22 protein-coding genes, 3 tRNA genes and 2 rRNA genes are annotated in these 23468 nt (G+C 46.8%); 6 read left to right on the forward strand and 21 right to left on the reverse strand.

The features are described from left to right. Positions 1 to 46: 46 nt before the first annotated feature. The 4 genes from ICN29_RS06300 to ICN29_RS06315 all read right to left on the reverse strand — a co-directional run bounded on the left by ICN29_RS06300 (position 47) and on the right by ICN29_RS06315 (position 4962). Positions 47 to 2920, reverse strand: a 23S ribosomal RNA gene (locus ICN29_RS06300). Positions 2921 to 3187: 267 nt separating this feature from the next. Beyond that, positions 3188 to 3263: transfer RNA gene (locus ICN29_RS06305), tRNA-Ala, on the reverse strand. A 30-nt stretch (positions 3264 to 3293) separates the two neighbouring features. Continuing rightward, a tRNA-Ile gene (locus ICN29_RS06310) sits at positions 3294 to 3370 on the reverse strand. A gap of 59 nt (positions 3371 to 3429) precedes the next feature. After that, positions 3430 to 4962, reverse strand: a 16S ribosomal RNA gene (locus ICN29_RS06315). The 16S and 23S rRNA genes sit together here with 2 tRNA genes alongside, the layout of an rRNA operon. Before the next feature lie 413 nt (positions 4963 to 5375). On the opposite strand from ICN29_RS06315, the gene ICN29_RS06320 reads away from it, so the two are divergent. Next, complete coding sequence (locus ICN29_RS06320; protein WP_216130747.1) at positions 5376 to 6032, forward strand: GNAT family N-acetyltransferase; 657 nt, start codon at positions 5376 to 5378, stop codon at positions 6030 to 6032. On the opposite strand, the gene ICN29_RS06325 is transcribed toward ICN29_RS06320, so the two are convergent. The 3 genes from ICN29_RS06325 to ICN29_RS06335 all read right to left on the reverse strand — a co-directional run bounded on the left by ICN29_RS06325 (position 6029) and on the right by ICN29_RS06335 (position 7690). Continuing rightward, on the reverse strand, positions 6029 to 6337 hold the full coding sequence (locus ICN29_RS06325) for a c-type cytochrome (RefSeq protein ID WP_255538081.1): 309 nt from the start codon (positions 6335 to 6337) through the stop codon (positions 6029 to 6031). The two genes, ICN29_RS06320 and ICN29_RS06325, sit on opposite strands and share 4 nt — an antisense overlap. A gap of 64 nt (positions 6338 to 6401) precedes the next feature. Continuing rightward, complete coding sequence (locus tag ICN29_RS06330) at positions 6402 to 7052, reverse strand: BON domain-containing protein (protein WP_216130749.1); 651 nt, start codon at positions 7050 to 7052, stop codon at positions 6402 to 6404. Positions 7053 to 7087: 35 nt separating this feature from the next. Beyond that, on the reverse strand, positions 7088 to 7690 hold the full coding sequence (locus tag ICN29_RS06335; protein WP_216130751.1) for a phosphoheptose isomerase: 603 nt from the start codon (positions 7688 to 7690) through the stop codon (positions 7088 to 7090). Here ICN29_RS06335 and rsmI point away from each other — a divergent pair. Next, positions 7689 to 8681 (forward strand): 16S rRNA (cytidine(1402)-2'-O)-methyltransferase, encoded by a 993-nt coding sequence (rsmI, locus tag ICN29_RS06340; protein WP_255538082.1) that lies wholly within the window; start codon positions 7689 to 7691, stop codon positions 8679 to 8681. The two genes, ICN29_RS06335 and rsmI, sit on opposite strands and share 2 nt — an antisense overlap. A 42-nt stretch (positions 8682 to 8723) precedes the next feature. On the opposite strand, the gene ICN29_RS06345 is transcribed toward rsmI, so the two are convergent. Continuing rightward, positions 8724 to 8963, reverse strand: coding sequence for a hypothetical protein (locus ICN29_RS06345; protein WP_255538083.1), 240 nt, complete (start codon positions 8961 to 8963; stop codon positions 8724 to 8726). Between the two features lie 102 nt (positions 8964 to 9065). Between ICN29_RS06345 and ICN29_RS06350 the strand changes: the two genes are divergently transcribed. The 4 genes from ICN29_RS06350 (at position 9066) to gcvH (ending at position 11049) form a co-directional block, all read left to right on the forward strand. Further along, a tRNA-Arg gene (locus ICN29_RS06350) sits at positions 9066 to 9141 on the forward strand. Positions 9142 to 9221: 80 nt separating this feature from the next. Further along, on the forward strand, positions 9222 to 10364 hold the full coding sequence (locus ICN29_RS06355) for a fatty acid desaturase (RefSeq protein ID WP_369411639.1): 1143 nt from the start codon (positions 9222 to 9224) through the stop codon (positions 10362 to 10364). Between the two features lie 41 nt (positions 10365 to 10405). After that, entirely contained in the window at positions 10406 to 10591 is a 186-nt protein-coding gene (locus ICN29_RS06360; protein WP_129560400.1) for a hypothetical protein, read from the forward strand. Positions 10592 to 10656: 65 nt separating this feature from the next. After that, positions 10657 to 11049, forward strand: a complete 393-nt coding sequence (gene gcvH, locus ICN29_RS06365) for a glycine cleavage system protein GcvH (protein ID WP_216130753.1) — start codon at positions 10657 to 10659, stop codon at positions 11047 to 11049. 8 nt (positions 11050 to 11057) lie between these two features. On the opposite strand, the gene priA is transcribed toward gcvH, so the two are convergent. The 13 genes from priA to ICN29_RS06430 all read right to left on the reverse strand — a co-directional run bounded on the left by priA (position 11058) and on the right by ICN29_RS06430 (position 23462). Beyond that, on the reverse strand, positions 11058 to 13190 hold the full coding sequence (gene priA, locus ICN29_RS06370) for a replication restart helicase PriA (RefSeq protein ID WP_216130755.1): 2133 nt from the start codon (positions 13188 to 13190) through the stop codon (positions 11058 to 11060). A gap of 268 nt (positions 13191 to 13458) precedes the next feature. Further along, entirely contained in the window at positions 13459 to 14580 is a 1122-nt protein-coding gene (gene hemE, locus ICN29_RS06375; RefSeq protein WP_216130757.1) for a uroporphyrinogen decarboxylase, read from the reverse strand. 3 nt (positions 14581 to 14583) lie between these two features. Further along, positions 14584 to 15000, reverse strand: a complete 417-nt coding sequence (locus tag ICN29_RS06380; RefSeq protein WP_216130760.1) for a F0F1 ATP synthase subunit epsilon — start codon at positions 14998 to 15000, stop codon at positions 14584 to 14586. 21 nt (positions 15001 to 15021) lie between these two features. After that, positions 15022 to 16422 carry a F0F1 ATP synthase subunit beta gene (atpD, locus tag ICN29_RS06385; RefSeq protein WP_216130762.1) on the reverse strand — a complete coding sequence of 467 codons (1401 nt, stop codon included), beginning with the start codon at positions 16420 to 16422 and terminating at the stop codon, positions 15022 to 15024. A gap of 55 nt (positions 16423 to 16477) precedes the next feature. Next, positions 16478 to 17347, reverse strand: coding sequence for a F0F1 ATP synthase subunit gamma (gene atpG / locus ICN29_RS06390; protein WP_216130764.1), 870 nt, complete (start codon positions 17345 to 17347; stop codon positions 16478 to 16480). Positions 17348 to 17364: 17 nt separating this feature from the next. Further along, positions 17365 to 18906, reverse strand: coding sequence for a F0F1 ATP synthase subunit alpha (gene atpA / locus ICN29_RS06395; RefSeq protein WP_216130766.1), 1542 nt, complete (start codon positions 18904 to 18906; stop codon positions 17365 to 17367). A 45-nt stretch (positions 18907 to 18951) separates the two neighbouring features. Further along, complete coding sequence (locus ICN29_RS06400; RefSeq protein WP_216130767.1) at positions 18952 to 19488, reverse strand: F0F1 ATP synthase subunit delta; 537 nt, start codon at positions 19486 to 19488, stop codon at positions 18952 to 18954. 1 nt (position 19489) lies between these two features. Continuing rightward, positions 19490 to 19960 carry a F0F1 ATP synthase subunit B gene (locus ICN29_RS06405; protein WP_216130769.1) on the reverse strand — a complete coding sequence of 157 codons (471 nt, stop codon included), beginning with the start codon at positions 19958 to 19960 and terminating at the stop codon, positions 19490 to 19492. A 63-nt stretch (positions 19961 to 20023) separates the two neighbouring features. Then, a complete protein-coding gene (gene atpE, locus ICN29_RS06410; protein ID WP_028818346.1) occupies positions 20024 to 20290 on the reverse strand; it encodes a F0F1 ATP synthase subunit C in 267 nt (88 codons plus the stop codon). Positions 20291 to 20333: 43 nt separating this feature from the next. Next, complete coding sequence (gene atpB / locus ICN29_RS06415; protein WP_216130771.1) at positions 20334 to 21224, reverse strand: F0F1 ATP synthase subunit A; 891 nt, start codon at positions 21222 to 21224, stop codon at positions 20334 to 20336. 31 nt (positions 21225 to 21255) lie between these two features. Further along, positions 21256 to 21789, reverse strand: a complete 534-nt coding sequence (locus tag ICN29_RS06420) for an ATP synthase subunit I (protein WP_255538084.1) — start codon at positions 21787 to 21789, stop codon at positions 21256 to 21258. Next, a complete protein-coding gene (locus ICN29_RS06425; RefSeq protein ID WP_216132083.1) occupies positions 21776 to 22669 on the reverse strand; it encodes a ParB/RepB/Spo0J family partition protein in 894 nt (297 codons plus the stop codon). Before ICN29_RS06425 ends, ICN29_RS06420 begins: the two co-directional genes overlap by 14 nt. A gap of 22 nt (positions 22670 to 22691) precedes the next feature. Then, the gene (locus tag ICN29_RS06430) at positions 22692 to 23462 is read right to left on the reverse strand and encodes a ParA family protein (protein WP_216130773.1); all 771 of its coding nucleotides are present in this window, start codon (positions 23460 to 23462) and stop codon (positions 22692 to 22694) included. Positions 23463 to 23468: the final 6 nt, after the last annotated feature.

The following is a 23468-nucleotide window of genomic DNA, read 5'->3' on the forward strand; positions in this document are numbered from 1 at the left end:
ATGCAGATTAAATCTGGCAAACATCCAACACAATAGTGCTGGTTATAGGATCAAGCCTAACGGGCAATTAGTATCGGTTAGCTTAACGCATTACTGCGCTTCCACACCCGACCTATCAACGTTGTGGTCTTCAACGACCCTTTATGTAGGTTAAACCTACGGGAGATCTCATCTTCAGGCAAGTTTCCCGCTTAGATGCTTTCAGCGGTTATCTCTTCCATTCATAGCTACCCTGCGATGCTTCTGGCGAAACAACAGGTACACCAGCGGAATGTCCACTCCGGTCCTCTCGTACTAGGAGCAGCCCCCGTCAAATCTCCAACGCCCATGGCAGATAGGGACCAAACTGTCTCACGACGTTTTAAACCCAGCTCACGTACCTCTTTAAATGGCGAACAGCCATACCCTTGGGACCGGCTACAGCCCCAGGATGAGATGAGCCGACATCGAGGTGCCAAACACCGCCGTCGATATGAACTCTTGGGCGGTATCAGCCTGTTATCCCCAGAGTACCTTTTATCCGTTGAGCGATGGCCCTTCCATACAGAACCACCGGATCACTATGACCTGCTTTCGCACCTGCTCGACTTGTCGGTCTCGCAGTTAAGCACGCTTTTGCCATTGCACTTTAGGTACGATGTCCGACCGTACCAAGCGTACCTTCGTACTCCTCCGTTACACTTTGGGAGGAGACCGCCCCAGTCAAACTGCCTACCATGCACTGTTCCCGACCCAGATAATGGGCCAAGGTTAGAACCTCAAATAGATCAGGGTGGTATTTCAAGGTTGGCTCCAACAGGACTAGCATCCTGCTATCAACGCCTCCCACCTATCCTACACAGACCGATTCAAAGTCCAATGCAAAGCTACAGTAAAGGTTCATGGGGTCTTTCCGTCTAGCCACGGGTAGATTGCATCATCACAAACATTTCAACTTCGCTGAGTCTCAGGAGGAGACAGTGTGGCCATCGTTACGCCATTCGTGCAGGTCGGAACTTACCCGACAAGGAATTTCGCTACCTTAGGACCGTTATAGTTACGGCCGCCGTTTACTGGGACTTCAATCAAGAGCTTGCACCCCATCATTTAATCTTCCAGCACCGGGCAGGCGTCACACCCTATACGTCCACTTTCGTGTTTGCAGAGTGCTGTGTTTTTATTAAACAGTCGCAGCCACCTTTTTATTGCAACCCTTTCGTCCTCCCCTTGTACAGGGTCAAACTACCAGGGCGTACCTTATCCCGAAGTTACGGTACAAATTTGCCGAGTTCCTTCTCCTGAGTTCTCTCAAGCGCCTTAGAATACTCATCTCGCCCACCTGTGTCGGTTTGCGGTACGGTCTTGTTAGACTGAAGCTTAGAGGCTTTTCTTGGAACCACTTCCAATTGCTTCGTGAATAAATTCACTCGTCTCACGCCCTTGAATTACGCTACCGGATTTACCTAATAGCCATCTCCAACGCAAGAACCGGGACTTCCAACACCCGGACAACTCTCCGCGATCCGTCCCCCCATCGCATCTAACAATGGTCAAGGAATATTAACCTTGTTCCCATCAGCTACGCATCTCTGCCTCGCCTTAGGGGCCGACTCACCCTGTTCCGATGAACGTTGAACAGGAAACCTTGGGCTTACGGCGAGGGGGCTTTTCACCCCCTTTATCGCTACTCATGTCAGCATTCGCACTTCTGATACCTCCAGCATCCTTTACAAGACACCTTCACAGGCTTACAGAACGCTCTCCTACCATCACATTGCTGTGATCCGCAGCTTCGGTTATATGCTTAGCCCCGTTACATCTTCCGCGCAGGACGACTCGATCAGTGAGCTATTACGCTTTCTTTAAAGGATGGCTGCTTCTAAGCCAACCTCCTGACTGTTTTAGCCTTCCCACTTCGTTTCCCACTTAGCATATATTAGGGACCTTAGCTGGCGGTCTGGGTTGTTTCCCTCTTGACACCGGACGTTAGCACCCGATGTCTGTCTCCCGTGCTTGCACTTGTAGGTATTCGGAGTTTGCTATGGCGCGGTAATCCGCAATGGACCCCACAACCATGACAGTGCTCTACCCCCTACAGTGATACACGAGGCACTACCTAAATAGTTTTCGGAGAGAACCAGCTATTTCCAGTTTTGTTTAGCCTTTCACCCCTATCCACAGCTCATCCCCTAACTTTTCAACGTTAGTGGGTTCGGTCCTCCAGTACGTGTTACCGCACCTTCAACCTGGCCATGGATAGATCAACTGGTTTCGGGTCTACACCCAGCAACTAGCGCCCTATTCGGACTCGCTTTCGCTACGCCTTCCCTATTCGGTTAAGCTTGCTACTGAATGTAAGTCGCTGACCCATTATACAAAAGGTACGCAGTCACCCCTTACGAGGCTCCTACTGTTTGTATGCACACAATTTCAGGATCTATTTCACTCCCCTCCCGGGGTTCTTTTCGCCTTTCCCTCACGGTACTTGTTCACTATCGGTCGATTACGAGTATTTAGCCTTGGAGGATGGTCCCCCCATATTCAGACAGGATTTCTCGTGTCCCGCCCTACTTGTCTCTAGCCTAGTACCACTCAATAATTTTCACATACGGGACTATCACCCTTTATTGTTGGACTTTCCATTCCATTCTGTTAATTACTGAGATATCACTAGAAGGCTCTTCCCATTTCGCTCGCCACTACTCTGGGAATCTCGGTTGATGTCTTTTCCTCTTGCTACTTAGATGTTTCAGTTCACAAGGTTCGCTTCTCATACCCTATGTATTCAGGTATGGATACCACAAAAGTGGTGGGTTTCCCCATTCAGAAATCCCCGGATCAAAGCTTATTTACCAGCTCCCCGGGGCTTATCGCAGGTTATAACGTCTTTCGTCGCCTGTAATCGCCAAGGCATCCATCATGTGCACTTATTCACTTGATCCTATAACGAGCACCATTGCTAGTACCTGTTACAGGTTTTACTTCTACTTCTGACATGTTTGCCGTAATCCAAACTGTAAGTACTTGTTAAGAACTTTGTAAAACTCGTTTGTATTACTGATTGATGATTCAATCTTTACCCTTATTACATTGTCAAATGTCCTCTCAAAGAAACATTTGACACTTTGCTTACTCAAATTTTTAAAGAACAGCCATAAATGGCAAAACTAAACAATCGCTAAATTGCTTAGTTTTGACATTTAGATGTTGGTGGAGGATGACGGGATCGAACCGACGACCCCCTGCTTGCAAAGCAGGTGCTCTCCCAGCTGAGCTAATCCCCCAACGTCCACTTAGTCCATATCACTGCTGATTGGTGGGTCTGGTAGGACTTGAACCTACGACCCCTGCGTTATCAACACAGTGCTCTAACCAGCTGAGCTACAGACCCGTGGCTTTTATTGTCAACCGATAAGTGTGGGCACTATAGCTCCAGCATCTTTTCTCTAGAAAGGAGGTGATCCAGCCGCACCTTCCGATACGGCTACCTTGTTACGACTTTACCCCAGTCATGAACCCTGCCGTGGCAGTCGCCCCCCTTGCGGTTAGGCTAACGGCTTCTGGCAAAACCCACTCCCATGGTATGACGGGCGGTGTGTACAAGACCCGGGAACGTATTCACCGCGACATTCTGATCCGCGATTACTAGCGATTCCAGCTTCACGTAGTCGAGTTGCAGACTACGATCCGGACTACGATGCATTTTCTGAGATTAGCTCCCCCTCGCGGGTTGGCAACCCTCTGTATGCACCATTGTATGACGTGTGAAGCCCTACCCATAAGGGCCATGAGGACTTGACGTCATCCCCACCTTCCTCCGGTTTGTCACCGGCAGTCTCTTTAGAGTGCTCTTGCGTAGCAACTAAAGACAAGGGTTGCGCTCGTTGCGGGACTTAACCCAACATCTCACGACACGAGCTGACGACAGCCATGCAGCACCTGTGTTCACTTTCTCTTACGAGCACCTAATGTATCTCTACTTCGTTAGTGACATGTCAAGGGTAGGTAAGGTTTTTCGCGTTGCATCGAATTAATCCACATCATCCACCGCTTGTGCGGGTCCCCGTCAATTCCTTTGAGTTTTAATCTTGCGACCGTACTCCCCAGGCGGCTGACTTCACGCGTTAGCTACGTTACTCAGGATGTAAATCCCGAACAACTAGTCAGCATCGTTTAGGGCGTGGACTACCAGGGTATCTAATCCTGTTTGCTCCCCACGCTTTCGTGCATGAGCGTCAGTGTTATCCCAGGGGGCTGCCTTCGCCATTGGTATTCCTCCACATATCTACGCATTTCACTGCTACACGTGGAATTCTACCCCCCTCTGACACACTCTAGCTATACAGTCACAGGCGCCATTCCCAGGTTAAGCCCGGGGATTTCACGCCTGTCTTGTATAACCGCCTGCGCACGCTTTACGCCCAGTAATTCCGATTAACGCTTGCACCCTACGTATTACCGCGGCTGCTGGCACGTAGTTAGCCGGTGCTTATTCTTCAGGTACCGTCATTCCCGGACTGTGTTAGAGCCGGTGTTTCTTCCCTGACAAAAGAGCTTTACAACCCGAAGGCCTTCTTCACTCACGCGGCATTGCTGGATCAGGGTTGCCCCCATTGTCCAAAATTCCCCACTGCTGCCTCCCGTAGGAGTCTGGGCCGTGTCTCAGTCCCAGTGTGGCTGATCGTCCTCTCAGACCAGCTATTGATCGTCGCCTTGGTGGGCTTTTACCCCACCAACAAGCTAATCAAGCATCGGCCGCTCTAATCGCGCGAGGTCTTTCGATCCCCCGCTTTCCCCCTCAGGGCGTATGCGGTATTAGCACAGCTTTCGCTGCGTTATCCCCCACGATAAGGTACGTTCCGATGTATTACTCACCCGTTCGCCACTCGCCACCAGGTGCAAGCACCCGTGCTGCCGTTCGACTTGCATGTGTAAGGCATGCCGCCAGCGTTCAATCTGAGCCAGGATCAAACTCTTCAGTTTAATTCCTGTGATCCTTGCGGATCGTCGCACTCATTCAAGAAATTGACTTGGTAATAAAACCAAATCTTTTTACTGTCTATGAGTACTATTTGTTTACATCTGTCCCGAAGGACTGGATGCTTTCGCCTAGTACCCACATTTATCGGTTGACTAATTTTTAAAGAGGGCTGAATCGTTTTTCAAAAACATTCAGCGAAGAGGTGAGACTATGACATACCCGAATAGGGTTGTCAACACCTTTTGCAGTCTTTTTCCTAAAATAACGATGTTTTTTCTTACTTCATCAATAGATCGAATCAAATCATAGGGATAAATTTTTAGACTTGAGCATGTAGCAAAACCGCCTTTTTGCACATTTCCTGCATATTAGGGAAAACCCTGAAATTTTCACGTAAGACTGCTAATATATTGCTATGCACAATAAATTAGCGAGCAAACACTTACCCTCTAAGCCTTATTTGAAAAGGCAAGTTATCCCTGTACGAGAGCTCCATTCTGGGCACAGAGAAGAGATACTTCAGCACTTATTGCAGCTCAATGAGGAGGATCGCCGCCTGCGATTTGGCACCCAAACTCCTGACGAAGTGATCCTGCGCTACGTTGAGAACCTCAATTTCAATAAGGACACTATTTTTGGTGTATTTGACTCAATTTTAAAGCTCCTTGGCATGGCGCACTTAGCTTATTTACCTGAAATCAAGGGGCAGGTGCGCGCTGCCGAATTTGGCGTCTCAGTCCTACCGGCAGGGCGCTCGCAAGGTTTTGGTACTGCTCTGTTGCAGCGCTCAGCAGTCCATTCGCGCAATACTCGTATTGAAGCCCTACATGTTCATTGCCTATCAAGTAACAAAGCAATGATGCATTTGGCGCAAAAAGCTGGCATGAGTGTTGAATACGCCTATGGAGATGCAGATGCTTACCTTAAATTAGCGCCAGCAAGTCCATCAACGATTGTTGAAGAGGCTGCTAATGAGCAGTGGGCTGACATGGATTACGCCTTAAAACAAAACCTGAAGCGGTCTAATCAAGCCTGGTGGTGGTTCCTTGGCAGACCAAAGCTCGCACCTTAATTTTTAGTCGGCGCGCCGCGCAATATCCAGCTCGTCAAGAGCGATAAATCTGCGTCACTTAATTTTGCATTGGCAGGCATGGGCACAACGCCCCATGACCCTGCACCACCTTTAGCAATTTTATTTTTCAAAAATATTGATGCATTTGGATCAGATTGATATTTTTGTGCAACGGATTCAAAGCTAGGCCCAACAATTTTTTTATTCTTTGCGTGGCAACCTAAGCATGCGTTTTGTTTTGCAAGCCCATACGCCTTTTGATCTTCGCTACTCGCTTGTACATCTTGAAAATGTAAAAAGAGCAATGCAAATAAAAAAAATATTTTTATAAATTGATACGACGAATACATCAACATCTTTATAAAAAGATTACTGATACTTTGGCGGACTATCTGATTGTGATTGAGTTGCCTTGCCTTCTTTTTCTAAGCGCGTTTTCTCAGCATCGGAAATGATGTCGAAATAGACATAAACATCTTTCACGCCATTGGTATTGCTAGTAATCTTCTTCGCTAAATCCGCCTCATCTTGCGTCAAGATGCCAAGCAGATAAACACTACTACCTTCAGCAACAATGGCCATCGAATTAGAGGGTAACTTTTCTGTGAAGATCATTTGTGTTTTGATCTTAGACTCTAAATAGGCATCGTTTGCGCGGGATGTATAGCTGCTATTTGGGCCAATACGCAGTTCATTAAATACGGAACGCACATTCTTCATGGCTTTTACATAAGCCCCTGCTTCACCCTTGATATCAGCATCTTTTACTTCGCCGGTTAAGAGGACCTTCTGATTAAATGAGGTGACAGTAATATGCGCGTTGTCTCCAAATCTTTTACTTAATGCGCTATTTGCCTCCCACTCAATTCCTTTATCAATTGCTTGGACGCCAGCAGTGCGTCGATCTGCCAATACAGTTACGGTTGCAGCAACACCTCCAACGGCAACCACCGCACAAGATGAAAGTTGAGAAACGGTAATTACTGCAATCACAAGCTTAAGAAGTAAGGAGGTTTGCATTTGTCTATTTTCTAAAATGAATTGGGCTAAAAATTCTAGTCGTATAAAACGTGGTCTACGCCATCACATAATCCGTGCAGCAGAACTAAGTGCGTTTCTTGAATGCGTGCGGTACGCGTAGAAGGAACGCACAGATGGATATCGTCCTTATCTAACAAGGTAGCAATCTTGCCGCCGCCATTGCCGGTGAAAGCAATGATTTTGATGCCCATCTTCTTGGCTGCCTCTATTGCTTTGACTACATTCTTAGAGTTGCCAGATGTTGAAATTCCCAGAAGGATGTCGCCTTTCTTGCCAAGACCGCGAACTTGTTTGCTAAAGATATCGTCATAACTATAGTCATTTCCAACTGCAGTCAAAATGGATGTATCTGTTGTTAATGCAATCGCGGCCAACTCTTCGCGCTCTCGTTCAAAGCGTCCAATTAACTCTGCAGCAAAGTGCTGAGCATCAGCAGCAGAGCCGCCATTGCCGCAAGCCATGACTTTACCGCCAGACTTCAAACAATCTACCATTGCCAATACTCCGCGCGCAACTGCTTCTGGAAGAACTTTTTCAGCTTCTTGCTTTACCGCAATGCTGTCTAAAAAATGCTGTGATGCGCGCTTGCGCAAATGCTCAATAGTGTCTTTATCCATGCCAATATTATGCGCCAAACTAGGGGTAATTTCTAAAGCAACGTATCCTCTTACTTATGACCAATCTTACGCAGAAGATGCCCCCATGGAAATAGGCTCATTTGATTTTTTAAAACAACAGGATTTGCCTGCTGGAGCCCTCTACATGGTTGCTACGCCCATCGGCAATATGGGGGACATCACTTTGCGCGCGCTCCATGTCTTGGGTGCAGTTGATGGTATTGCCTGCGAAGACACAAGACATAGCGCCGCACTATTGCAGCAATTTGGTATTCATAAAAAATGTTTGGCGCTTCACGAACACAATGAAGTTGGGGGCGCGCAAACGGTGATTCAAAGTCTTGCTAAAAACGAGCGCTGGGCATACATTTCTGATGCGGGGACTCCAGGAGTCTCTGACCCTGGCGCTAGGCTGGTAAACGAAGTGCAGAAAGCGGGGTTTCGAGTGATCCCGATTCCTGGTGCTAGCTCAGTGTCTTGCGCAATCTCTGCAGCAGGCTCCGTGATGCTCAATTCAGAAGGGCGCTTTCAGTTTTTAGGATTTTGGCCAAACAAAACTAAAGAGCGCGATGCCTTACTACAAGATATTTGTAGCGGAATAAAAGCCAGCATCTTTTTTGAATCTCCGCATCACATTCGCGAAACACTACTGGTACTCGCAAACGCTTTGGAACCAGAACGACAGGTGTTTATTTGTCGTGAATTAACTAAAAAGTTTGAACAGCTCGTTTCAATTCAGGCAAGTGAAATAGCATCATGGTTAGAAAATGCGGAGAGCTTAAAGGGGGAATTTATTATTTTGGTAGCAGGGCGCCAAGCAAGCTCTAATGAGGCTCCAGAGCATGCGTCACTCTTGCTCTGGGCAAATACTCTGAGTCCTTTTCTCGGCAGTAAAGAAATTGCCACGGTTTTATCTCAAGCCTTAAATATTACAAAAAAAGAAGCGTATCAAATTGCTTTAGATGTAAAAGATAATGATGATGAGAAATAAAAAAGCTGGCATGTAGCCAGCTTTTTTGGAATGCGCTAAATTTTATTTGGCCGCTACAGGAGCCGAGGCCTTAGGATCTGCTGGGACGCTAGCATCCTGAACATTTAACTGAGCTACCGGTTTAATCAATTGTTCTGTCGTAGCGTTAGATTCACCGCGCTTGCCATTATTTACAAATACCATTAGTAATAAAATAATGATCAGAGGCACAAAAAAGCATGCAAACACGATGATGATGAGTTGTTTTGGGGACTTGATTAGATTTCCGTGCTCGTTGCTCATAGGAATTTCTTATTTAACGGGTTTTAGGGTTGTTTGGCGGTGATTATAACTAGTGAGTAGGGCTATAAGGCACTTACAATAGAGGGATATGCAGTTTCGCTGGCGCCCGTAGCTCAGTGGATAGAGTATTGGCCTCCGAAGCCAAGGGTCGCAGGTTCGATTCCTGCCGGGCGCGCCAAAAGGGGGTGTTTTTGACCTGTATCATGCGCAAAGTCCTAAAAGCCACTATCATTTGGGTCTAACTTATTGATTCTTATCGTGTCTACACATCTAAATTCAGCCCTTTCAGAGCCGTCCTTAACCAATCCCTTGCATCCTGAGGCGCCATTACCGCACCGCAAAATTATTCGGAGCTGGTTAATCCCAATGGCACAAGGTGAAACAGGTCGCGCAATCATGCTTCTCATGATTGATGCAGCCTTATGGCTTGGCTGTATTGCCGGCACAATCTTTTTAGAAAATATTTTCCTCAAAGTTGTTTTTGGCCTTGTTGCTGGATTTGTCACTGGTCGCATCTTTATTTTGGGTCACGATGCTTGCCATCAAAGCTTCACCCCTAATCGCGAACTCAACAAAGTTTTAGGACGCATTGCTTTCTTGCCATCGCTCACACCATACAGTTTGTGGGATGTTGGACACAACGTAGTTCACCATGGCCAAACCAATTTAAAAGGCTTTGACTTTGTTTGGGCGCCCCTATCAAAATCTGAATATGACGCGCTACCCTCATGGCGCAAGGCTCTAGAGCACCTCTATCGTAGTGGCTGGGGTCCGGTTTTCTACTACCTCATTGAGATTTGGTGGAGACGCGAGTACTTTCCAAATGCTAAAAATAAGCCTGGTGATCGTCCCATCTTTCTGAAAGACAACTTGCTTGTTACAGGCTTCGCAATTGTGTGGATAGCTTGTCTTGTTGCTGGTGCAATCGCTACCGGTCAATCTATCTGGCTTGGTCTCATCACCGGTTTTGCAATTCCATTCTTATTCTGGAACGGCATGATTGGCTTTGTGGTCTACGTTCACCATACGCATCCCTCTGTCTCTTGGTATGACAAAAAGTCTGAGTGGTTGCGCGCTCAGCCCTTTGTTTCGACCACGGTCCACCTGACATTTAACTGGATTTGGGGCTCTTTAATGCACCACATCATGGAGCACACAGCCCATCACGTGGATATGAGCGTGCCCCTATATCGCCTCCAAGAGGCCCAAAACACCCTGGAGAACATCCTTCCAGAGCGTATTTTTGTTCAAAAGTTCTCCTGGAACTGGTATTTCGATACTGCCCGTAAATGCAAGCTCTATGACTTTGAAAATAAGGCTTGGCTGGATTTTGAGGGCAATAAAACGGCTGATTCAGTCCGAGTGGTCCTAAGCCCAGCCCCAGTGGGACAAAACGGGTAAAATAGATCTTCTGTATAAAGATTGCCTTACCCGGATTGCTCATGACTACTTCGACTCCAGCTGCTACCCAAGATACCTCTCAGAGCCTCAAGTTTTGCTCGTCTTGTAGTCGCGAAAAACGACTTGAGGGTGGCACATGGATTCCGACAAGTAATCGTAAGCAACGCTGGATTTGCGCTAGCTGTTTATACAACCGCACACACCGCACCGGCTCAGCAAAAACTTAATCAGTAGTAATGGTGCGCGCCATTACTCACGGGGGCTTAATTGATGCCCCCAATGAAACGTTAACGTGAATACCCAAGATACATTCCAATTTGCCCAGACTCATGAGTGGGCCGATCTCGAGAGCGATGGCTTAGTGTGGGTTGGTATTAGTCACCATGCTCAAGAAGCTTTAGGTGATGTGATGTTCTTTCAATCTCCCAAGCTTGGGCAACAAGTAAAGCAGGGCGAGGTAGTTGCTGTAATTGAATCAGTCAAGGCGGCGAGCGATATTCATGCGCCAGTAAGCGGGGAGATTGTTGCTCTCAATGAAAAAGTAGATTCATCCCCCGAAGCGGTCAATGAAAATCCTTATGGTGTTTGGCTATTCAAAATCAAACCAAACTCAGAAAGTAATCTTGCGTCCGAGCTTGCCCAATTAATGAGTTTAGAAAAATACAGTGCTACTACAGGTACATAAGTAAAACGTTAGATTGCGATGGGATCGCGCTCAATCAACCAGCGTATACGCCCTGTTTTACTAATGCGCCCTTGAGAGTTTGCGCGTAACTCTCGATCTACAAGCTCTAAAACTTCCTGCAACTGCTTGCGGCCATCTGCCTCAATCAGGAGCTGGGCGCGCTCCGTGCCCGCCACCCGCATCACTGCTTTTGGCACCGGATCATAGACTCTTAGCCCTGAAGATATCCGGCCTTGTGACTTTAATTGCGCTTTTAGGGCGCTTAAAAATTGAATTGCCTTATCCAAACTTTTTGCCTCGGCATGGACTAAAGCCTGATATGAATAAGGTGGCAATCCAGCCTCCTCCCTCTCTCTAGCAGTGTGAGATAAAAATCCATCCACATCATGTCGTAGCAAGTACTGAAATACCGCCGACTCGGGGTATTGAGTCTCAATATAAATATCCCCGCCAGCTTGTCCTTCTTTTCCAGAGCGACCTGCGCGGCCAGCCACTTGTACTAGTTGAGCAAACAACCTTTCGGCAGCTCTAAAGTCTTGAGAAAACAATCTCCCGTCCGCATCCAATACAGCTACGAGTCCGATATTTTGATAATCGTGTCCTTTAGCAATCATTTGCGTGCCAACCACGATGTCTACCTTGCCCTGATGAATTTCTTGAAAGAGCTCTTCTGCGCCCTTACTACTTCTACTAGAATCTGTATCGACCCGCAAGACTCTGGCGCCAGACCACATCTCCTCAATCGCATCTTCAATTTTTTGCGTGCCCTGCCCAAGGGTCTTTAGGTCGGCATTGCCGCAGTCTGGGCAATGACTCGGAATAGGCTTTGCCAGACCGCAATGGTGACAGCTCAACACTGGTTTTTTGGTCAACGCGCCCGCTTTATGCATCACCATATATGAACTGCACTGCTGACATTTGGAGAGCCATGTGCAGGCAGCACAACTTAAGACTGGAGCATACCCCCTGCGGTTAATTAAAATCAGGCTTTGTTTTTTATCTTCTAAATTTTTACTGATCGCCTTCGCTAGTGTCTTGGTTATCAGACTTTTGCCTTGGGGTTTGCCAACATCACCAGGGCTATATTGATTCTGAGGGTCACGCGTATTGACCAGGTGGACTCTGGGTAAGCTGGCCCCCTGAGCCCTCTGATCTAAACGAATGTGCTCATAGCGACCAGCTTTGGCTGCTAACCAAGTCTCTAAAGATGGCGTAGCTGATGAGAGCAAAATCGGTACTTTCACATCATGTGCTCGCCAGACTGCAAGGTCTCGCGCTGAATAGCGGATTCCGTCTTGTTGTTTATAAGATGGGTCATGCTCTTCGTCCACCACAATTGCGCAAAGATTTGGAAGTGGGGTTAATGCCGCCAATCTGGTACCCAAAATAATTTGCGCCTTACCAGTCATTGCCTCATGCCAAGCAATGCCTCTTTCTTTTTCTGTTACGCCACTGTGTAGCACCACCATTTTCTTGTCAGGAAAATAGGCGCGCACCCTTCGCTCCAACTGCGGGGTTAAATTAATTTCAGGGACAAGGAGTAATACTTGCGCACTCGCATCTCCCAAGATCTCACTTAACCAATTCAAAAAGACTGCCGTTTTTCCACTGCCAGTTTGACCTTGCAGAAGGATCGCTTTAAATTCTTTTTTATTGCTGCTGCATTGACGTAATTTCTCTAGAGCCTGCTTTTGCTCTTCATTAAGGTCTGCCTCTTTAATCAAGCCTTCACTTGGCTCTGGCTGAGCATTTTTCTTTTTCTTGTCTTCTGCAGCTATGAGTTTTTGGGGGATCTTTTCCCAGTTTTCTGGCTTTTTCCACATTTGTGGAATCGTTGGAATGATCGTTTCGCCAAGCGCGTGGATGTAGTACTGGCTCGCAAAGTTAATTAGTCTTAGGGCTGCTGGGTCTAAGGGGGGGAGGGGGGCCAAACTGCTTATTGACTTTAGCTTGTCTATCTGAAAATCAGAGTGAGAACCTACTTTGATAATCGCCCCTACCAGGCTGGAGCGCCCAAAAGGTGCCTCAACAAGCCGTCCTATTGCTGGGGGGTGCCCCAGTCTTTCAGAATCCCACAAGTAATCAAAGCCCTGGGCCAAGGGCTTATCAACAACTACCTGAACCACAATTGGTGGGGCCATTTTTTACTTCAGTCTTTCTTTTTACCTGTGGATAAGTCTGTGGATATCATCCAATGATTTTGATTTATAAGCTAATTTACCAGTCGGCCAAGGGCGCACTGTTTTTGAACGTTTTTATTAAAAAACTATATAAATCAATATATTGCAATCAATTTCGGAGGTTAATGTTTACCTTTATTCCGAATCTTCATGAATTTTGAAATTTGCACCAATCTGTGCATAACTTTCATCAAAATTTCAAACCTAAGTTAGCGGCTACTCAGTACTATTACTTCGATCTAAGAGCCTTTGAGCGCTGAATAACTGTTTCTGACAATGCAGTCACGCTTTCAGGCGGGGTAAATTGGGAGATTCCATGGCCCAAATTGAAGATGTGTCCATCAAGCGGGTGCAAGCCTGATTTAAGGGCTGGGGCGCTCGCCAAATCCTCTAGCAGTAGGTTTGCCTGCTCAGCTATCTGTTTTGCATCAGAGAAGAGAATTAGGGGGTCTAGATTGCCTTGTAATGCCAAAGGCTTATTCAATGCAAGTAACTGTTTGCGAGCGCGACTTAGTGACATCGTCCAATCAATAGCAATAACATCAGCACCAACCTGTGCCATATCGTCCAACCAAATTCCGCCGCCTTTGGTAAACATGATGATAGGAACTTTTCTGCCTTCATGTTCGCGCGGCAATAGGGCAATCACTTTTTGCATAGATGCCAAAGACATCCTTTGATACCAACCGTCTGGCAGCATACCGCCCCAAGTGTCAAAAATCATCAGCGCTTGTGCGCCGGCTTTCAACTGTTCAGTTAAGTACGCAGCCACTGATTGGGCATTGATATCCAGAATATGCTGCAACAAATCAGGGCGACTAAACATCATGGTTTTAGCATGACGAAAATCCTCTGAACTCGAGCCATCGATCATGTAGCACGCTAATGTCCACGGGCTTCCAGAGAAACCAATCAAGGGTACGCGTTGCTTGCCATCTTGCATTAGTGCTTTGCGAATCCCTGACACGGCATCGAACACGTATTGCAGCTGACTCATGTCGGCTACGCGTAATTTTTTTACCGCCTCTTCAGTGCGAAGAGGGTGATCAAAGCTTGGGCCTTCACCCGCAGCAAATTTGAGACCCAAGCCCATGGCATCTGGAATGGTCAAAATGTCGGAAAACAAAATCGCAGCGTCCAATGGATAGCGATCCAAAGGCTGAAGGGTGACTTCAGTTGCATAGGCAGGATTTTTAGCGAGCCCTAAAAAACTTCCAGCCTTAGCACGTGTAGCGTTGTATTCGGGGAGATAGCGGCCAGCTTGGCGCATAAGCCAAAGCGGCGTTTGATCAACCGCTTCGCCCAAGCAGGCCTTTAAAAATCGATCATTTAGTAACAAGGAGCTGGCCAACGATTATTTTTTGCGACGGAAACGCGCAATTGCAGCCAATTGTGCAGCCGCCATAGCAAACTCAGATTGGGCCAAAGCCAAATCAAAGTCAGTACCACGGTTTTGCATCGCCTCTTCTGCGCGTCTCTTTGCTTCTAATGCTTTTGCTTCATCAAGATCATGACCACGAATAGCAGTGTCAGCCAATACGGTGACGCGATCTGGCTGAACTTCTAAATAGCCGCCAGCAACAAACACGAACTCTTCATCGCCATCGGCTTTTTCAATGCGAACAGAACCAGGACGAATTCGAGTGATTAATGGGGTGTGGCCATGCAAGATGCCGAGCTCACCACTTTCGCCTGGAAGAGCCACAAACTTGGCCTCTCCGCTGAAAATGGACTTCTCGGCGCTCACTACGTCGACATATATGTTTGACATAATTTCCCTAGATCAAAGCGATTAAAGCTTCTTCGCCTTCTCAATGGCTTCATCAATTGAACCCACCATGTAGAACGCTTGCTCTGGCAAGTGATCCAACTCACCGCTACAAATCATCTTGAAGCCGCGGATAGTTTCTTTCAATGGCACATATTTACCTGGCGAGCCAGTAAATACCTCAGCAACGTGGAAAGGCTGAGACAAGAAACGCTGAATCTTACGAGCGCGTGATACGGCTAATTTATCTTCTGGTGACAATTCATCCATACCCAAAATTGCAATAATGTCGCGCAACTCTTTATAGCGCTGCAATGTCATCTGCACTTCACGTGCTACATCATAGTGCTCTTGACCAACTACTTGAGGATCTAGCTGACGGCTCGTTGAATCCAAGGGATCAACCGCTGGATAAATACCCAAAGCAGCAATGTCGCGTGACAGCACGACAGTGGAGTCTAGGTGCAAGAAGGTTGTCGCTGGGGATGGATCGGTCAAGTCATCCGCAGGAACGTAAACAGCCTGAATAGAGGTAACAGAACCCGTCTTTGTTGAAGTAATACGCTCTTGCAATTTGCCCATCTCTTCAGCCAATGTAGGTTGGTAACCCACAGCAGAAGGCATACGGCCAAGCAAAGCGGAAACTTCGGTACCAGCTAATGTATAGCGATAAATATTGTCAACGAAGAACAAAATATCACGCCCTTCGTCGCGGAATGCTTCAGCCATGGTCAAGCCAGTCAATGCAACACGTAAACGGTTACCGGGTGGCTCGTTCATCTGACCAAACACCATTGCCACTTTATCAACAACGTTAGATTCTTTCATCTCGTGATAGAAGTCATTACCTTCACGAGTACGCTCACCAACACCAGCAAACACAGATAAACCGGAGTGTTGCTTAGCAATGTTGTTAATCAATTCCATCATGTTCACGGTCTTACCAACACCCGCGCCACCGAATAGGCCAACCTTACCGCCCTTAGCAAATGGGCAAACCAAGTCAATAACCTTAATTCCGGTTTCAAGCAAATCAACCGAAGGGGACAGTTCATCAAATTTAGGTGCTGGTTGGTGAATAGCGCGACGCTCTTCAGTCGCAATCGGACCTGCATCATCAATTGGGCGCCCCAAAACGTCCATGATGCGACCCAAAGTTGCTGGACCGACCGGAACAGAAATAGGTTTACCAGTAGATTTCACTTCCATGCCGCGGCGCAAACCATCGCTTGCACCCATGGCGATTGCGCGAACTACGCCGTCACCGATTTGTTGCTGAACTTCAAAGGTCAAACCTTTTTCAGCAAATGATTTTTCGCCACTATCAACCAATGTCAGCGCATCGTAGATGCTTGGCATTTTGTCGCGTGGGAACTGAATGTCCACCACTGGACCGATACATTGCACGATATTTCCGTTACTCATCGCATTTCTCCGCTTTTAATTCCTGAATTCTGTCGTATTTCTAAATGCTGACCGCTTAAACAGCGGCCGCTCCACCAACAATTTCAGACAACTCTTTGGTAATAGCAGCTTGTCGTGTTTTGTTGTAATCCAATTGCAGTTCACCGATTACATTCTTCGCGTTATCTGACGCAGCCTTCATTGAGACCATGCGAGCAGATTGCTCAGAAGCCATATTTTCGGCAACCGCTTGATAAATCATTGCTTCAACGTAACGCTTTAATAAGCCATTCAAAATGGACTCAGCATCAGGTTCGTAAATGTAATCCCAAGACGGCCCTGCTTTATCTTCAGGAGTCAGCTCAGCGGGCTCCAAAGGCAAAAGCTTCTCTAAAACAGGCTCTTGTTTCATTGCATTTACAAAGCGGGTGTATGCCAAATAAACAGCATCAATCTCGCCACGCTCAAACGCCTCTAACTGGGCGGTAATTGCGCCAATCAACACATCCAAATGCGGCGTATCACCAATTTGAATGGTTTGGGAAATCAGTTTTGCTTTTGAGCGATTCAAAAACTGCAGGCCTTTTGAACCAATTGCGGTATACGCAATCTCAATGTTTTTTTCCTGCATATCGCGAACTTGGTTCGTAATCAAACGCAAGACGTTGGTATTTAAACCACCGCATAAGCCTTTGTCAGTTGTAACCAAAATAGTACCGACCTTCTTCACTTCGCGAGTTGCCATATAAGCAGGGCGGAACTCAGGATTTGCTTTAGAAAGGTTGGCAACAATCTCACGAATTTTTTCAGCGTATGGACGCGCATTACGCATGCGCTCCTGGGCGCGACGCATCTTGGATGCGGCGACCATTTCCATTGCCTTCGTGATCTTGCGCGTGTTTTGCACGCTCTTGATCTTGGATCGAATCTCTTTTGTGCTAGCCATGATGTATGCGAGTCCTCTTAGAAAGAGGCTGAGCGCTTGTAATCCTCAATTGCAGCACGCAAAGCAGCTTCATCATCTTTGCTGAGATCTTTAGTTTCTTCAATACGTGCAACTAAATCAGCGTATTTAGATTTCAAATGATCTTGCAAACCTTTTTCAAATGCCAATACATGCTTCACTTCAAGATCATCGAAGTAACCGTTATTCATTGCATAAAGTGAGACGGCCATTTCCCAAACCTGTAAAGGTTTGTACTGAGCCTGTTTGCACAACTCTGTAACACGCTTACCGCGCTCGAGTTGCTTACGGGTTGCATCATCAAGGTCAGATGCAAACTGCGCAAAGGCGGCCAATTCACGATATTGCGCTAAGTCAGTACGAATACCGCCAGACAATTTCTTGATCACTTTAGTTTGCGCTGCGCCACCAACACGAGAAACAGAAATACCCGCATTAATCGCAGGACGTACGCCAGCGTTGAACAAGTCAGTTTCAAGGAAGATTTGGCCGTCAGTAATCGAAATGACGTTCGTTGGAACGAATGCAGAAACGTCACCAGCTTGAGTTTCAATAATGGGCAATGCAGTCAAAGAACCCGTTTTGCCTTTTACTGCACCATTGGTGAACTTCTCAACATACTCAGCATTTACACGAGCAGCGCGCTCAAGTAAGCGTGAGTGGAGGTAAAACACGTCGCCAGGATAAGCTTCGCGGCCTGGTGGGCGACGGAGCAACAAGGAAATTTGACGATATGCAACCGCTTGCTTGGTCAAGTCGTCGTAAACAATCAAGGCGTCTTCGCCACGATCGCGGAAGTATTCGCCCATGGTGCAACCTGCATAGGCAGAGAGGTACTGCATCGCCGCAGACTCAGAAGCACTCGCTGCAACAACCACGGTGTACTCCATCGCGCCCAATTCAGTGAGCTTGCGAACCACGTTAGCAATCGTAGAAGCTTTTTGACCGATCGCAACGTAAACGCAGTAAACGCCTTTACCTTTTTGGTTGATGATTGCATCGACTGCAACAGCAGTCTTACCAGTTTGACGGTCGCCAATGATCAACTCACGCTGACCGCGGCCAATTGGAACCATTGCATCAATCGCCTTCAAACCCGTTTGCAGTGGTTGGCTAACAGATTGACGAGCGATAACACCAGGAGCAACTTTTTCAATAAAGTCAGTTAACTTGGTATTAATTGGACCCTTGCCATCAATGGGTTGACCGAGTGCGTTTACAACGCGACCGAGTAGTTCTGGGCCAACAGGAACTTCCAAAATACGACCAGTACATTTAACTGGGTCACCTTCTTTAATATGGGTATATTCGCCCAAAACCACTGCGCCAACTGAATCACGCTCAAGGTTTAAAGCAAGGCCGATAGTGTTGTTTGGGAATTCCAACATTTCGCCCTGCATCACGCCTGACAAGCCATGTACGCGGCAAATACCGTCGGTCACTGAAATAACAGTGCCTTCGTTGCGAGACTGGGTGTCAACACCCATTTCGCTAATTCGGCTTTTGATCAGCTCGCTGATCTCGGAAGGGTTGAGTTGCATTACTTACTCCTGGGTCTTATTTCGTATGTTCTTAATCGGGATAACTTATGCGCCAAGACTTGCTTGCATTTGAGCTAACCGTGCCTTTACGGAACTATCCATCACCTCATCGCCAACTTGAATGCGAACGCCGCCAATCAATGCTGGATCAATCTGAATAGTTGGGCGCAAATCTTTGCCCCCAAAGCGCTTCTTCAAACTTGACAACAAATCATTTAACGCAGAACCTTCTATAGGAAATGCGCTGGTAATCATTACTTCTGCTGCGCCTTCACTTTTGTTCTTCATCGCCTCAAATTGACTTGCAATTTCAGGGATGGCCGCTAAGCGATGACTTTGATTCACGAGACTTAAAAAGCTTGAGACTTTGCCATCCAACTTTGTCTTCACCATGCCAGATAAAAGCTTGGATAAATCAACTGCGGAAACTTTTGGATTGTTAGACAAACTAGCAACTTCAGGTAGCGCAGCAAGCTGAGCCAACTCATTGAGTTGCTCTAGCATTGAAGCAAGCTCAGTAGGCTTAGCGCTCTGGAAAAGCGCTTCCGCGTAAGGGCGAGCAATCGTAGCTAACTCAGCCATATCAAAGCTCTGCCTTCAGTTGGTCAAGCAATGCGCCATGCGCCTTAGCGTCTACTTCACGACGCAAAATTTGCTCGGCGCCCTTAACAGCCAATACAGCAACTTCCGCACGTAAAACTTCGCGTGCACGTGTTACCTGTTGGTCTGCATCTTCTTTTGCTTGAGAAACAATACGGGTAGCTTCAGCCTGTGCGTTGGCACGAATTTCATCAGCTGACATTTGTGCGCGTTTTTCTGCTTCAGCTACACGCAGCACACCTTCTTGGCGGGCTTTAGAGAGCTCTAATTCAGCAGCGTTGTTAGCAAGCGCCAATTCTTCTTTTCCACGCTCGGCAGCAGCCAAACCATCGGCAATTTTGCTTGAACGCTCGTCCAATGCCTTTACCAGTGGAGGCCACACAAAACGTGCAACCACCCACCATAAGACAAAGAAGACGATCATTTGCGCGAATAGGGTCGCGTTCAGATTCACGATATTCCTTTCAGTATTGTTGAGAACGGTTGGATGACCCGTTGGTCATCCACGCCAAAACAATTACTTAATAACTGCGAGCAGTGGGTTTGCAAAAGCAAACAACATTGCAACACCAACGCCGATCAAAAACGCAGCGTCGATCAAGCCAGCCAAAAGGAACATTTTGGTTTGCAATTCGTTGATCAGCTCTGGTTGACGGGCAGCGCCCTCAATGAACTTGCCGCCCATAAGGCCGATGCCCAAACAGGCTCCTAAAGCGCCGAGGCCGATGATAAGGCCAATACCGATAGCGGTTAGTCCTTGAATGTTGGCTAAGAATGCTTGCATGTTTACTCCTAAGTATTGAAAGTGAGGTTAAAAATAAAAAAGGTTAATGGTGACTATGAGCTTGGCCTATGTAGACCAAAGTCAACATCATGAAAATAAAAGCTTGTAACAAAATGACCAATATATGGAAGATTGCCCAAGCAGAGCCGGCAAGCACATTGCCCACAAAGCCAAGCATGTACAAATCCAAATTAAAGGTCCACATACTTCCTAAGAGAGCGATCAACAAAAAGATCAACTCGCCCGCATACATGTTTCCAAAAAGTCGCATTCCCAAAGAAACGCCTTTAGCAACATATTCAATGATGTTTAAAACAAGATTGAAAGGCATGAGATACCACTTGGCGCCAAATGGAGCAGAAATCAACTCGTGCATAAAGCCGCCAAAACCCTTAACCTTAAAGCTGTAGAAAAAGACTAACAACAATACTGAGAAAGACATGCCAAGCGTGGCATTCAGGTCGGTTGTAGGCACAATTTTGTGGTGCGGAACGTGCACACCAAAACCTTCAATAAAGTGATTTACACCAACGATCCAATCTACTGGGACCAGGTCAAGCGTATTTAAAAGAATGATCCAACAAAAAACGAACAGCGCTAGGGGCGCAATAAAGGATCGGTCGCCATGAACAATTCCCTTTGATTGAGTCTCGACCATTTCAACCAACATTTCAACCAAGCATTGAAAGCGGCCAGGCACACCAGGTGAAGCTCTGCGAGCAGCAATCACCAATAAAAATACTGTAACCAAGCCCATGAGGGTGGTCCAAAAAATAGTGTCGAAATGAATCACGCTAAAGTCAATAATGGATGCCTGTGGCCCCCCAATATTGTTGAGGTTTTGCAGATGCTCTGCAATATATGCGGTTGGTGTAAGCGCTTCTGTGGCCGCGTGGTGGCCTACTTCTGCTGCTGCGTTAACTTCACTAGACATCTCTTACTTGTCCTTGTTTATTTACTTCTTGCTACTTCCAAAACCACGCCAACAAATAACACTTGAGCGTAGCTAAATAAGTAACAAGCAACGGGATCCATTTCAAATCAGGCTGCTTTAGGGCAAAGCCTATGAACAAAACGATAGTTGCTAGGATTTTGATAAATTCACCAGAAACCACTGCCGCCAAAAAGCCGCCGGGGCTGGATTTGACACTCTTTTTTGCCGCCTCTATTCGCATCAAAAACAGCGCGGAAGGCAAAAATCCAATCAAACCGCCTACTAAAGCCGAATAAGTATAAACGCTTTTGTCAGCTAGACTTGAAAATACATAGCAAGAAGCAGCAATTGCCAGGGTTATAGCTACCTGACTTAAGACAATCCACCACGCATTCACTGAGGCAAAGTTGCGTGGCTTTGCTCTCCGCAATGCATCCATCTCCTCTTTACTGAGGGTCTTATAGGAATCGTCCTCGATTTCATCCCATTCGCGTTTATTGATTAGATGCTCTCTATTCACAAAATACTTTTTGAAAGCTAGCAAAAGCTTGCTAGTCAGCTGCAATACCCAACTTTTTTAATAAGGAATCAAGCTCATCAAACTGGCTAAAGCCAATGCGGATCTCGCCGCCCTTGCCTTTAAACTTAAATTCCACATTTAAACCGATTAAATCGGCCATTTCTTGAGAAAGGCGACGCATATCGGGGTCGCGGCTTGGCGCACCAGCACCGGCTTTAGTTTTAGGCTTTTTATCCCCAATGTGGCCTCCCGCAATTGCCAGCGCCGCAGACATTTTTTCCGCTTCACGTACTGATAGGCCTTGAGCAGCAATTCTTTGTGCCAGGGCAACCTGGCTAGCCCCAGGCAATGGCAACAGAGCGCGGGCATGACCCATATCGATATCGCCTGCCAATAACATTGCCTGCACGGGCTTTGCTAGCTGAGCCAAACGCAATAAATTGGTAATAGCGCTACGAGATTTTCCTACCGCCTTTGCAGCCTGTTCATGAGTAAAGCCAAACTCTTCGATTAGCCTTGCTAGGCCCTGTGACTCTTCCAGAGGATTTAAATCCTCCCGCTGCATATTTTCAACCAAGGCCATTGCTGCTGCTGCCTGATCATCCGCACCAGAAACTAAAACTGGGACTTCTTTGAGGCCAGCAATACTGGCTGCCCTAAAACGACGCTCCCCCGCAATGATTTCGTACCTGCCTGGAGCAACAAGTCTTACCAATAAAGGTTGCATCACACCCTGCTCACGAATGCTCTCTGCCAGCTCTTGTAAAGCGCCTGCTTCCATTTTTTGACGGGGTTGATATTTTCCTGCTTGCAGAGCAGTCAATGGCAAACGATTGATTTCTGTAGTTGAGTTTGCTTGTTGCGCCTTCTCGCCAAGAAGCGCCTCTAATCCTCTGCCTAAACCTTTTTTCTTAATTGCAACCATGATGTTTTTGTCTTCCCAAAAATTACATATGTTTGATGCGCTCAATCATCTCAGCGCCAAACTCTAAATACGCCTTCGCACCCCGCGAGGCTCTATCAAAAGCCACCCCAGGAAGCCCATAGGATGGGGCTTCAGCAAGGCGTACATTGCGCGGAATAATGGCCTTAAATACTTTATCGCCGAAGTGTTCTAGCAACTGATCGGATACCTGCTGCTGCAAAGTCATACGTGCATCAAACATCACACGCAGTAAACCAATGATGGCCAGATCGGGGTTCAAATTTGCATGCACTTGCTTAATCGTGTTCACTAAATCTGATAAGCCTTCGAGCGCAAAATATTCACACTGCATTGGAACGATCACGCCATTTGCTGCACACAATCCATTGAGCGTTAAGAGTGACAAGGCAGGGGGGCAATCGATCAAAATAAAATCGTAGTCATTGGCCACCGCTGCTAATGCATCTTTAAGGCGAGATTCGCGCGCATCAATATCCACTAATTCGATTTCTGCTCCGGCCAAATCACGATTTGCTGGCAACACATCGTAAGCAGAACTTTCGCAACGTTGCACACAATTTTTCACTGCGGCCATTCCAATCAAAACCTGATAAACGCTGTTATTTAAATCAGCCTTTTCAACTCCAGAGCCCATGGTGGCATTGCCCTGCGGGTCTAAATCTACTAGTAGCACTCGCTGTTTCAATCCAGCTAAACCAGCAGCCAAATTTACAGCGGTAGTGGTTTTGCCAACACCACCTTTTTGATTTGCGATACAGAATATTTTTGCCATAGCAGC

The organism is Polynucleobacter nymphae (genome assembly GCF_018882155.1).
Taxonomy (GTDB): domain Bacteria; phylum Pseudomonadota; class Gammaproteobacteria; order Burkholderiales; family Burkholderiaceae; genus Polynucleobacter; species Polynucleobacter nymphae.

Bases quoted from the DNA above. Each gene is read 5' to 3' on its own strand.
- ICN29_RS06425 (WP_216132083.1), bottom strand. From the start codon at position 22,669: ATGGTTGCAATTAAGAAAAAAGGTTTAGGCAGAGGATTAGAGGCGCTT.
- ICN29_RS06380 (WP_216130760.1), bottom strand. From the start codon at position 15,000: ATGTCAAACATATATGTCGACGTAGTGAGCGCCGAGAAGTCCATTTTC.
- atpE (WP_028818346.1), bottom strand. From the start codon at position 20,290: ATGCAAGCATTCTTAGCCAACATTCAAGGACTAACCGCTATCGGTATT.
- ICN29_RS06320 (WP_216130747.1), top strand. From the start codon at position 5,376: ATGCACAATAAATTAGCGAGCAAACACTTACCCTCTAAGCCTTATTTG.
- ICN29_RS06345 (WP_255538083.1), bottom strand. From the start codon at position 8,963: ATGAGCAACGAGCACGGAAATCTAATCAAGTCCCCAAAACAACTCATC.
- ICN29_RS06400 (WP_216130767.1), bottom strand. From the start codon at position 19,488: ATGGCTGAGTTAGCTACGATTGCTCGCCCTTACGCGGAAGCGCTTTTC.
- atpD (WP_216130762.1), bottom strand. From the start codon at position 16,422: ATGAGTAACGGAAATATCGTGCAATGTATCGGTCCAGTGGTGGACATT.
- atpG (WP_216130764.1), bottom strand. From the start codon at position 17,347: ATGGCTAGCACAAAAGAGATTCGATCCAAGATCAAGAGCGTGCAAAAC.
- atpB (WP_216130771.1), bottom strand. From the start codon at position 21,224: ATGTCTAGTGAAGTTAACGCAGCAGCAGAAGTAGGCCACCACGCGGCC.
- atpA (WP_216130766.1), bottom strand. From the start codon at position 18,906: ATGCAACTCAACCCTTCCGAGATCAGCGAGCTGATCAAAAGCCGAATT.
- ICN29_RS06360 (WP_129560400.1), top strand. From the start codon at position 10,406: ATGACTACTTCGACTCCAGCTGCTACCCAAGATACCTCTCAGAGCCTC.
- rsmI (WP_255538082.1), top strand. From the start codon at position 7,689: ATGCCAATATTATGCGCCAAACTAGGGGTAATTTCTAAAGCAACGTAT.
- ICN29_RS06330 (WP_216130749.1), bottom strand. From the start codon at position 7,052: ATGCAAACCTCCTTACTTCTTAAGCTTGTGATTGCAGTAATTACCGTT.
- ICN29_RS06335 (WP_216130751.1), bottom strand. From the start codon at position 7,690: ATGGATAAAGACACTATTGAGCATTTGCGCAAGCGCGCATCACAGCAT.
- priA (WP_216130755.1), bottom strand. From the start codon at position 13,190: ATGGCCCCACCAATTGTGGTTCAGGTAGTTGTTGATAAGCCCTTGGCC.
- ICN29_RS06430 (WP_216130773.1), bottom strand. From the start codon at position 23,462: ATGGCAAAAATATTCTGTATCGCAAATCAAAAAGGTGGTGTTGGCAAA.